5 protein-coding genes are annotated in these 12,805 nt (G+C 36.5%); all 5 read left to right on the top strand.

Annotation, left to right across the window (positions count from 1 at the left end; genetic code table 11):
• The first annotated feature begins 54 nt into the window (after positions 1-54).
• The 5 genes from IRZ78_RS01195 (at position 55) to IRZ78_RS01175 (ending at position 12,493) form a co-directional block, all read left to right on the top strand.
• On the top strand, positions 55-4,149 hold the full coding sequence (locus IRZ78_RS01195; RefSeq protein WP_194614776.1) for a hybrid sensor histidine kinase/response regulator transcription factor: 4,095 nt from the start codon (positions 55-57) through the stop codon (positions 4,147-4,149).
• Positions 4,150-4,187: 38 nt separating this feature from the next.
• Complete coding sequence (locus IRZ78_RS01190) at positions 4,188-5,432, top strand: DUF2264 domain-containing protein (RefSeq protein WP_194614775.1); 1,245 nt, start codon at positions 4,188-4,190, stop codon at positions 5,430-5,432.
• A gap of 24 nt (positions 5,433-5,456) precedes the next feature.
• Positions 5,457-6,611, top strand: a complete 1,155-nt coding sequence (locus IRZ78_RS01185) for a glycoside hydrolase family 88 protein (protein WP_228520315.1) — start codon at positions 5,457-5,459, stop codon at positions 6,609-6,611.
• 555 nt (positions 6,612-7,166) lie between these two features.
• Entirely contained in the window at positions 7,167-10,496 is a 3,330-nt protein-coding gene (locus IRZ78_RS01180; protein ID WP_194614774.1) for a SusC/RagA family TonB-linked outer membrane protein, read from the top strand.
• 11 nt (positions 10,497-10,507) lie between these two features.
• Positions 10,508-12,493 (top strand): RagB/SusD family nutrient uptake outer membrane protein, encoded by a 1,986-nt coding sequence (locus IRZ78_RS01175; RefSeq protein ID WP_194614773.1) that lies wholly within the window; start codon positions 10,508-10,510, stop codon positions 12,491-12,493.
• Positions 12,494-12,805 lie beyond the last annotated feature (312 nt).

Here is a 12,805-nt window from a genome sequence, read left to right as displayed (position 1 = left end):
AGAACAATTTGGTAGTAAATAAGTATTTCAATATAACCTAATGCACAATATATTTTGAGAAATAAAGTCCTGTTTTTTTTAATATTCTTAGTTGGTATTGTGGCGAAACCGCAGTCAGCTGCAATATCGTCTGTTTCAAAATATGAATCGGAAAAATATGATATTGGCTATATTGGTATAAAAAACGGACTTGCTAATAATGCTGTTACTTCAGTCTACAAAGACAAACGGGGTTTAATGTGGTTTGGAACGTACGACGGAATAAGCCGATATGACGGCTATAATTTTCTGAATTACAGAAACGAACCCAATGATCTTAATTCTTTAGTAAATAACAGGGTTGTAAGTATTTGTGGTACCCAAAACGAAATTTGGATTGGTACAAAAGGCGGAATCAGTGTTTATAGTTATTTGACCAACAGGTTTAGTACACGCTATAGTGTAAATCCTAAAACGGGTAAAAATGAACCCATTAATTTTGTCGTTAATCAAATCAAAGATTATAAAACAAATCTATTCATTGCTACAGCCGGCAAAGGTTTGCTTTGTTCGAAAAACGGAAAGGAAATTACTTTTGTACCCCTTTCTGTAAATGGAAAATTGCAGTGGGATTATCATGTTCAGGCAATAGATTTTGATGCATCAGGCAAATTGTGGGGTTTTGTTCAGGGCGTTGGCATTGTCGCTATGGACACGAGCACCAACAAATTTTCAGTAGTTTTCTCTGAAATTCTCAATGGTACCAGTATTTTTTATGACCCATTCTCCAACATTTGGGTTGGTGTCGAAGAAGGTTTGCTAAAATACAATACCATCGATAAAACCTACCATGTGTACAGCAATCAGGAAGTGCGATATCCTATTGCTGACTTTATGTACAAGCGTGATACCAAGGAACTTTGGATCGCGACAAATGGTAACGGGGTGGTTCAGTATAATTATACGTCAAATTCTTTTTCTTCTCTTAATGTAAATTTTAGTGACGAAAAGTTAAACAGTAATGCCATTTCTTCTTTGTATTTAGACAGTGCAAACCGCGTCTGGATTGGAACTTTAAGAGGTGGAGTAAATAGAGTTGAGAGCAAAAAAAGCCCTTTTTTGACCGTTTCTAAAAATGAAAAAGCAACAAACACATTACCTAGCGATTTCATTCTTTCCTTATGCGAGCAAGACAGTGAGAACCTTTGGATAGGAACAGATGGAGGTGGTGCCAGTTTATGGAATCGAAAGAATAACAGCTTTACAAATTATTCCTATAATGCCAATAGCAGCAATTCGCTAACCAATAATTTTGTTTCGGCAATTGTAAAAGATGATAAAGGAACCTGGTTTGGAACTTATGGCGGAGGAATTTCTTTATTTAATGCCAAGACCCGAAGTTTTAAAAAGTACGCCCTTTTTAACCCTAAATACAATTCATTCCAAAAGAATATTTGGGTAATGTATCGCAGCAAAGACAAGGTTTTATGGGCCGCATCTCCTGATGATGAAGGCTTGTATCGCTATAATGAAGCCACCGATAAATTTGATTTTGTTGATGCGAAAATTAATGGCATAATTTCAATTACCGAAGATGCTCAGGGATGTCTTTGGCTAGGGAATTTTACAGGTATTTTTAAGTACAATCCCAAGACAGCAAAAAGCCAGTTGATTCAATTAATAAAGTATCCGGTACGTTCGATTGTTGCTGTTTCGACTACTAAAATGCTGATTGGTACAGAAGGACGAGGCCTGATGATTTTTAATCCGCAAACATTAAAAGGGAAATTTTTGACCCACAAAGACGGAATTTCAAACAATTCTGTTCTTAATATTGTTCAGGATAATCAGGGCGCATATTGGTGTAGTACCTATAACGGAATATTTGTGTACAATGATGTTACGGGTAAAATAACAAGTTATCATGATAGTGACGGACTTCAGAGCAATCAGTTTAATTATAATGCTGCGCTGAAACTCTCAACGGGAGAAATTGTTTTTGGAGGAATTAAAGGGTTTAATATCATTAACACCAAAATAAATTGTGACGCTCATGGCTTTCCAAAACTGATCATAAATGCCATAAAAGTAAATAATAAAGCGATAGAAGAATCCGGATTGGCCACTTTTGGCATCGATAAACTGAAATTTCCTTATGATGAATCAATGCTGAACATCGATTTTGCAGCTTTAGAATACAGTTTGCCTGAAAAAATATCCTATGCTTATTTTTTAGACGGATGGGATTCGCAATGGCATTATGTTGATAATATCAGAAGCGCCAATTATTCCCGATTAACAGAAGGTGATTATGTGCTAAAAATAAAATCTACCAATGCCGAGGGAGTCTGGAATACTCAATCTATTTCACTGCCCATCACCATTTTGCCGCCATGGTATAGAAGCATTTTTGCTTATTTGTTTTATGCTTTGGCTGTTGCTTTTATTATTTACGTAGTAGATAAATACCAGCGACAACAGGAAAAACTTAAATATGAAGTAAAACTTTCGCAGGATCTGGCCAGGCAGGAAAAGGAATTAAATGAAAAAAAACTAACTTTTTTCACTAATATTTCCCATGAGTTCAGATCGCCTTTGACCATGATTATTAACCCTTTAAAAGATATAATTTATGGTACAGATCAGCAAATAGATCCAGGTGCGATAGAGATGGTGTATAGCAATTCCAGAAGATTATTGAGTCTGGTAGATCAGCTGCTTCTTTTTCGAAAAACAGAAACAGAAACGGGAAAACTTAAAATAGGGCAAATTGATATTGTAGAACTCGCTAAAGAAGTTTTTAGCTGTTTTGTGCATCATGCTAAAACCAATAAAATAGATTATAGTTTTAGTATTTCTGAAGAAAAAGTATACCTGTATGTAGATCGCGAAAAAATAGAAATGGCTTTGTTTAATTTGATTTCGAATGCCTTAAAATTTACAGAGAAAGAAAACGGGGCAGTTGCCGTAAATCTGCGTTGCTCAAACAATAAAGTCATTATATCGGTTATTGACAATGGCGAAGGAATTCTGGAGGCTGATAAAGAGAAAATATTCGACTTGTTTTACCAATCCAATAAAAACATCAAAAACAACCGTAAAGGATTTGGTATTGGTCTTTATTTGGTCAAACAGTTTGTAGATAAGCATCATGGAGAAGTAAGCTGCAGCAACAATCAAAACGGAGGAGCTACTTTTGAGATTAAACTGCTTCTTGGAAAAGAACATTTTGGCGATATAGAAATACGCGAAGATTTAAATGACAGAACCTTATTTTTAGAAGAAGCCTTAGAAGATACGTTGATTCAAAAAGTATCGCATACCATCGAAGAACCCGAAAATGTAAAAGATGTCATCAACGAAGCAAAAAGTATTTTAATTGTAGATGATAATCCTCAGATCAGAAATTATTTAAAACGAATATTAGCCTCAAAATATCATATTACTGCGGCCGAAAGTGCTGAAGCAGCTTTAGAAATAATTAGAAAAGTACAGCCGGATTTAATTATTTCTGATGTGGTCATGGGAGAAATGAATGGTGTGGCTTTTTGCAAATACATCAAAACAGATGAAGAGCTAAAGCATATTCCTGTAATATTACTCACAGGAGGAACTTCAGAGGAAGTAAAGCTGAAAGGCGCCGAAGTAGGAGCAGATGACTACATTACAAAACCCTTTGATAACGAATATTTATTAGCCCGAATTAGTGGAATATTAACAAGACGAGATACTGAACAGAATTACCTGCTTAAATCCGTTACCAAAAATGCCGGAAGTCTAAAATTATCAGATGAAGATAAAATACTGATCGAACGAATTGTTGATATCATTGATGCGAATCTCGATGTAGATAATTTTAATGTAAATGATCTGGCGCTTCAACTGGGAATGAGTTATTCTTTGGTTTACAAAAAAATAAAAAAAATTACAGGAAAATCAGTTTCTGAATTTACCCGAAATGTGCGATTGCGAAAAGTGGCCACCTTACTTATTACAACCGATTTGCAAATAAGTCAGGCCGCTTCGATGGCTGGTTTTGGGGATATTAAATACTTCAGGAAACACTTTCAGCAATTTTATAACATAAACCCTTCTGAGTTTAAGAAAAAGTATCAAAACGTCAAGGATAATAAATACATATTGAATGAAAGTTTCTGGAAATCAACCTGATGATGAACAGGGATGAGAAGAAATTAAGAAAAAAACATATGAATCAATATTTAAAAAAGACCATTTTATTAGGACTTGTTTATTTTACAACGAGTACTGCTTTACAATCACAATCAAAAAGACTTCAAAAAAAATCTCCTGAAAAAGTACGTGAATTTTTTGTGTACTCTTTAGTTAAAATTGGCGATCCCGTTTTAGTAGCATTAAGCAACAATGAGTTAAAACAATTGATGCCTGTAGAAAAATCGCCTGGAGCCTGGGACCAAAGAACACATGTGACTTATTTAGAAGCTTTTGGAAGGCTGCTTTCAGGAATGGCACCCTGGTTAGAATTAGGCCCGGATGAAACGCCCGAAGGAAAATTAAGAGCAAAATACATTGATTTAGCTCAAAAATCGATTCATAATGCCACAGATCCCAATGCGCCTGATTTTATGAATTTTGTAGTAGACAAACAGCCTCTGGTCGATGCTGCTTTTTTTGCGCAGGCTTTGCTTCGTGCACCAAAACAACTTTGGGAACCCCTCGATACCATTACCAAACAAAATGTAATAAAAGCATTAAAATCATCCAGAAAAATTGAGCCTTATCATAGCAATTGGCTGCTTTTTGCAGGAATGATAGAAGCGGCAATCATTAAATTTGATAAAGAGGAAGATAAAGACCGACTGAATTATGCTTTGGAGCAACATAAAAAATGGTATTTAGGAGACGGAACTTATGGCGATGGTCCTGATTTTCATTGGGATTACTATAATAGTTTTGTAATTCACCCGATGCAATTGGATATATTAAATGTATTGAATGAAAAAAACAGCAACTACAAAGCCGATTATGATACGGAGTTAAACAGAGCCCGACGTTATGCTGCTGTTCAGGAAAGATTAATTTCTCCTGAGGGGACTTATCCGCCTATTGGACGTTCGTTGGCGTATCGTTTTGGAGCTTTTCAGTTGTTATCTCAAATCGCACTTTGGAAAGAATTACCAAAAGAGATTGTTCCCGCTCAGGTGCGTTCGGCCTTGTATTTTATGATTCACAATCAACTAAATGCTAAAGATACTTTCGATAAAAAGGGCTGGCTTCAGATAGGGTTTTACGGACATCAGCCTAATATTGGCGAAGGATATATCTCGACCGGAAGTTTGTATTTATGTTCAGAAGCTTTTTTAGTTCTTGGTTTACCGGCAACAGATTCTTTTTGGAGTGATCCTTACCAGCCGTGGACACAAAAGAAAATATGGTCAGGACAGGAAATTCCAATTGATCATGCCTCAAAATAATTAAACATTAATTTTAATCTCATTATGAATTTTAACAACTCATTTTTTATTCTAATGGCTTCTGTTTCTTTAACCATTGTTAGTTGTAAAACGGGCGCCGTAAAGTCAGAAACTCAAATAAAACAATCTAAGGCAGAAGTTATTGCTATTATTGACCAGGTAAACAATCGCTGGCAAACTACACATCCGGATTTTGGCAATGCTTTTTGGCATGTTTCCGCCTATCATACAGGAAATATGGAAGCTTATAAAGTTACCCAAAACAAAAAGTACTTGGATTATTCTTTGGCTTGGGCCGAAAAAAATCAATGGATGGGAGCCAAATCAAATAACAAATCAGAATGGAAATACAATTATGGCGAAACTGATCAATATGTATTGTTTGGGGATTGGCAGATTTGTTTTCAGACTTATATTGATTTGTACAATTTTAGAGGTAAAAACGATCCTCGCAAAATTGCACGCGCACAAGAGGTGATGGAGTACGAAATGAGTACGAAGGCCAATGATTATTGGTGGTGGGTAGACGGGTTGTATATGGTAATGCCGGTCATGACTAAGCTGTACAAGGTTACTGGAAATAAGCTGTACTTAGAAAAATTACATTCGTATCTGGCGTATGCCGACAGTATTATGTACGATGATGAGGCTAAACTATATTTTCGCGATGCAAAATATGTATATCCAAAACATAAAAGTGCCAACGGAAAAAAAGATTTTTGGGCCAGAGGCGACGGATGGATTTTTGCAGGTTATGCCAAAATTATTCAGGATTTACCCAAAACAGCCAAACATAGAACCGAATATATGAATCGTTTTAAAGATATGGCCAAAGCCCTGGCCGATGCCCAACAAAAGGAAGGATACTGGACAAGAAGTATTCTGGATCCGGAGCACGCGCCGGGACCGGAAACCAGTGGAACGGCATTTTTTACCTATGGTTTTTTATGGGGAATTAATAATGGAATTTTAGACAAAAAAGACTATTTGCCGGTGGTAGAAAAATCATGGAACTACCTGACGAAATTTGCACTACAAGCTGATGGTACAGTAGGATATGTACAGCCTATTGGCGAAAAAGCAATTCCCGGGCAGGTGGTAGATAAAAATTCTACAGCTGATTTTGGAGTGGGTGCTTTTTTATTGGCAGCATCAGAGATGTCTCGTTTTGTGAAGTAAAGTTTTGTTTTAGATTAGTTTTACCACAGATTTTCACAGATTTTTTTGGGGTAGCGTGTTTATTACGTTGAGTATTGTTTTACCTCTTTTTTACCACAGAGTTTTTTCACAGACTTTCAAAAAAAGCCAACCTATTTCTTTGTGATACTCTGTGAAAAACTTTGTGTATCTCTGTGGTAAAACTTTCTGAAACTCCATGGTAAAATATACTCAACAACCAACCTGAAACATCAAAACCTGAAACTTGAAACTCTTTAAGGTTTCTTGAAAAATTACGTAAAGTGTATTTTTAACACTAATTTTTTACGGGAGACATAAAAATAACTTGTTTATTAGGGTAAAATGCTGATTTGACCCTGTTATAATGCTGTAATTACCCCCTTTCACTTGTACCTCTTATGCTAGATTTGCAGGGTAGATTATATAAAATATGGGTTTGAAGTGTCCTTTAAAAAAAATACAAACGGAATTTTAAGAGAAGTTCATTTCAGCTTATAGTTCAATAATTTCCAAAGCTTATTAACTAATCAATTAACCAAAAAATTACAACCAAAGATGACAAATTTTATTAGGAAAATCAAAGCTCCTGATTGCGTATCTGGATTTGATTTAAAAAAGAAACTTACCCTGTTTTGTGTATTGGTTTCCTTATCTCAAGTGCAGGCATATACGAGGAGTTCAGGTAATGCAAACGGGCTTGAAAAAGTACAGCAGCAAAATAGTATTGGCGGACAGGTGAAAGACGAAAAAGGAATGCCTTTGCCTGGGGCAACTGTTTTAATAAAAGGAACAAAAATAAGCACGATAACAGATTTTGACGGAAAATTTACTTTAGCGGGAGACGAAAATTCAGTATTGGTAATTTCTTATATGGGTTTTGTAACCAAAGAAGTTCTGGCAAGAGACAAATCTAATATTGTGGTAAAATTAGAACAGAATCCTGCTTCTTTAGATGAAGTGGTAGTCGTGGGATATGGTAAAATGAAGAAAAAGGATTTAACAGGAGCCATTGTTCAGGTTAAAGCCGAAGCTTTGGCCAATCAAAACCCGCAGACCGTTCAGGATTTATTGCGAGGTGTTCCGGGGCTAAAAGTGGGTTATTCTGCTGATGCAAAAGGAGGAGGATCTTTGCAGATTCGTGGGCAGACTTCTGTTTACAATCCTGATGGTGCTAATCATAATTCACCTCTTATTATATTAGATGGAATGCAATTTTATGGTGAACTTTCAGAAATCAATCCTGATGATGTTGGCCAGATCGATGTTTTAAAAGATGCATCTGCAACAGCGGTATATGGTTCTAAAGCAGCAGCAGGGGTTATTGTGATTTCAACAAAAAAAGGAAAAAGTGGTAAACCTGTTATTAACTTAACTACAAACACAACCATTACCAACAAAAGTGCTTATCGCGATGTATACTCTCCAGATGGATATGTAAAATACCGTCAGGATTGGGAAGTAGCAAAAACGTATGGTCAAAATACGACATCAGGGCAATACGAACCTTATGTTGCAGCACGTGTGGGGCAGGCAGGATATTTTGCAAATCCTAATCAGTTAGATCAGTACGGTATTACTCAGGCGCAATGGTTAGCTTATCAGCCAGCAGGACAAATACAGGGAAAAAGTTTGAATGAAGTTTGGGGACTTCGTTTAGGAATTACTGATGCTTCACTTTTGAAGAATTTTACTGAAGGAAAAACGCACGATTGGTATAATAGTACTTTTAGAACAGGAATAAATTACGACAATAATTTAAGTGTTTCCGGAGCAGGTGATAAAGTAAATTATTATATGTCTTTAGGATATCTAACATCTGAAGGAGCGATTCAGGGTAATGATTATTCTGCTGTTCGTGCGAATATGAAAGTGGACGCTAAAATTACAGATTGGCTTGAATTTGGAGTAAACATTAATTTTCAGGATCGTTCAGATGGAGATATATCTGTAGGTACAGGTACTAATTATTGGGATGCTAATATGTTAAGAAACAGCCCGTTTTCTAACTTTACAGAAGCAAATGGCGATTATGCCAGACAACCAATGGGACCAACTATTGGAGGATATAATTACTATTATGACCGCCAATATATAGAGCTTGAGAAAGGGTATACGGTGTTGAATACCATTTTTAATACAAAAATAACTTTACCATTAGGTATTACGTATTCCTTTAATGCAGCACCTCGTTATCAATTTTTTTACAATCGTTATTTTCAGTCAGCAGGCAATAAAAACTGGAATGCTGCTAACATAGGAGTAGATAGAGAAAACGGTAAAAATTTTACATGGAATCTCAACAATACATTAGCATGGGATCATACATTTAATGAGAAACACCATATTATAGCCACTTTAGTTCAGGAAGCAGAAGATCTTAAAACATGGTCAGATCGTATTGATGCAAATAATATTCAACCTTCAGACGCTTTAGGTTTTCACAATATTGCTAATGCAACACTGGCCAATAGTACGTTTTCATCTACAGATACACATCAGTCAGGTGATGCATTAATGGCGAGACTTTTCTATTCATTTGATAATCGTTATATGATCACAGGAACGGTGCGTCGCGATGGATATTCAGCATTTGGAGCTTCATATCCTTACGCAACTTTTCCTTCTGTAGCATTGGGATGGAACTTTAATAAAGAAAACTGGTTCAAGTGGGAGCCTTTAAGTACAGGTAAATTACGTTTATCATGGGGTAAAAACGGAAACAGATCATTGGCTGATCCTTATTTGGCTTTAGCCAACTTAAATTCAGGAACCGGAGCAACAATGGGTTATATCGATGCCTCAGGAAATATTGTCGATATGAAATATCTGGGAATAGACCGTTTGGCAAATCCTAATTTGCAATGGGAAAAAACAACAGCAACCAATATTGGTCTTGATCTTGGTTTCTTAAATGACCGCATTACAAGTACAATCGACATTTACAGATCTGTGACCAATGATATGATCATGAATCAGCGTTTACCTGAGTTTACAGGATTTTCATCTATTGCAACTAATCTTGGAGAGGTTGAAAATAAAGGTATTGAGATAAGTCTTAATACGATCAATATCAAAAACCCAAATTTTGAATGGACTACGATGGTGGCTTTTTCATACAATAAGAACACCATTAATGCCTTGTATGGCAACATGGAAGATATCAAGGATGCCAATGGTAATGTTATTGGAAAGAGAGAGGCAGATGATAAAACGAATGGATGGTTTATTGGTAAACCTATTTCTCAAATCTGGGACTATAAAGTGATTGGAATCTGGCAAAAAGATGAATTTGCAGAAGCGGCAAAATACGGACAACGTCCTGGTGACCCAAAAGTGGAGAACAGTTATACCGCTGACGATGTAAATGGAAAACCAACTTATAATGAAAAAGACAAGCAGTTTTTAGGTCAGGGAGCACCTCCAATCAACTGGTCGATGCGTAATGAATTCAAAATTTATAAAAGATGGGATTTAGCCATTAATATGTATTCGTACATGGGACACAAATCACTTGACGGACGTTATATGAATACGTATAACGACGGTAGTTTATACACCAACAACTACAACCCGTTTGTAAACCCGTATTGGACCATTGATAATCCAACCAATGATTGGGCACGTCTTGATGCAAGAGGGCCTGCAGGAGCCGGAACACAAAAATTATACGATCGCAGTTTTATTCGTTTAGACAATATTTCGCTGGCCTATGCACTTCCTAAAGATCTTTTAGATCGTTTGCATGTCAGAAACTTCAAAATTTATGCTTCAGTTCAGAACGCGGCAACATGGTCTGCTTCCGGCGAATGGAAATATTATGGAGACCCGGAAACAGGTGGACTGGCTACTCGAATGTTTAATTTAGGATTTAACGTTTCACTTTAACAATTACAACGATGAAAAGATATATTAAAAATAAGATATCAACACTTGCACCTTTAGTAATAGTGGCTGCTCTTATGGTTTCTTGTTCAGAGGATTTTCTGGAGCCGGATCCGCTTTCGTTTTACGAACCGGAAACGACATTTTCTACTGAATCTGGCTTACAGGCCGTTTTAGCAAGTGCCGATAAACAATTACGTAATAATTATATTCACTATAATAGTGCCGGCAATAGTGTGCCTATTGGTACAGAATATGTTTTCTCTGATATGGCCAAATACGGAAAAACGGATAATAGCAGTACTATTTCTGATTTTGCCAATACTATCGTTCCTACAGGAAGCTTTAAAACAGCAACAAATGATGATTTTTACCTGGGATTTTACTGGACTGAAGCTTACACTGGTATTAAAAATGCCAATACTATATTGACATATATTGATAATGTGACAAGTTTAACTCAGGAAGTTAAGAATAGATATATAGGTCAGGCCTATTTTCACAGAGCGTATCGTTATCTTAATCTGGTGTATCAATTTGGAGATATTCCATTGATTACAAAAATTTTGAAGGTTCCAAAACAGAATTATTATTCGACTAAAAAAGAAGCAATTATCGAAATGATTACTGCAGATATGGAGAAAGCTGTAGAATGGGTACCGGATCAGGCGAAACTGCCTTATCTGGGTGTAGTAAACAAAGGAGCATGCCGTCAGTTATTGATTAAGTGTTATCTGGCTTCCGGAAGATTTAAAGAAGCAGAAACACAGGCAGATTTACTGATTAATCAATCCGGTTATTCTTTAATGCAAAGTACTTTTGGTACTTTCGATCCGGGAGGAAATCCAGCAACATGGGCGATTAACAGAAATGTTATATGGGATTTACACCGACCAGAAAATAAGGTTATTGCTGCTAACAGAGAAGCTATAATGGTGATGCCAAATGGTGGAGTGCAGTCATTTTTACCGTTTGCTTCGATGAGAATTTTTGGACCTAACTGGAATTCAGGTACTCTTACAACCCCTGATGGTAAGCAAGGAGCCAATCGTTTTGCCTCAAACAATGCGAATTACCAGGCGAAGTATGATTATGCAAGAGCACTTGGGCGTGGTATTGGAACTATAAGTGCTTCTTATTATTCGCAGCACCCTATGTGGGTCGTAAACGGTATTGAGGATAAGCAGGACCTTAGACACAATAGCGCTGTGGGTAACTGGGTAAATATGGAAGATCTTAAATACAGTGATAAAACTTCTTCTTACTACCAGCAAAATTTTAGATTGAAAGAAGGTAATACATTATTGTCAAAAGATACCCTTCGTGAATGGTTTGATTTTCCGTTATATAAAATCTACCTTCATGATGTTGTAAATGAAACCAATCCCAATGCAACTGATTTTCAGGGAGCAAGTACAGGAGGTAAAGCACACTGGTATTTATATCGTTTGGCCGAAACTTATTTGTTAAGAGCCGAAGCCCGTTTTTATCAGGGTAATGTTGGTGGAGCTGCGCAGGACGTAAATGTAATCAGAGCGAGAGCAGGAGCTTCACAAATGTACGGAACAGTTACCATTGGAGATATTTGTGCCGAAAGAGGAAGAGAACTTTACTTAGAAGAATGGAGAAATGCCGAGTTAAAACGTATCTCGCACTGTCTCGCCCTCAGTGGAAAACCAGATGAATGGGGTCAGACGTACAGTAAAACCGATTGGGATAAACAATCCGGAACTGATGCGGCAGGAGGTAGTTATTGGTACCAGCGTATATCACATTACACCCTTTACAATAAATACCCAAGCGGAATCGTGGTTCCAAACGGAACTAAAATTTATTCAATGGACAAGCGTAACAATTACTGGCCAATTCCAAATAGTGCTATAACAGCCAATATAAAAGGAAAACTGAGTCAGAACTTTGGTTACGACGGTTACGATCCCAATGTTAAGGTTTGGGATAAATGGCAAGACGCTGTCGCGGATGAAGATAAAATCGAGTAATGATTCAATTACTTTGAAAGCCCAAGATAAGAACTTTCAAATTTCTTAAATAGTATTATAAATATAGACTCCAGAGTATTATCCTGAGTAATAAAATTACAAGGGATAATGCTGGTGGTCTTTTATTGCCCTGATTTAAAAGATTTTTTTTAGCCACGAATTGCATTAACTAAACTAATTTTTTTCGGCACCCCCGATAGCTATCAGGATAAAAGATTTTAATGATTAAAAAAAATCGGCTCAATCTGCCAAATCTGCGAGAAACTTTTTTTTCGCCGCTAATTGCATTAACTAAACGAATTTTTTCGCCAC

Source organism: Flavobacterium sp. CSZ (assembly GCF_015350725.1).
GTDB lineage: Bacteria > Bacteroidota > Bacteroidia > Flavobacteriales > Flavobacteriaceae > Flavobacterium.
The sequence above is the reverse complement of the archived record's forward strand: the minus strand, read 5'-3'. Positions and strand labels throughout refer to the sequence as shown.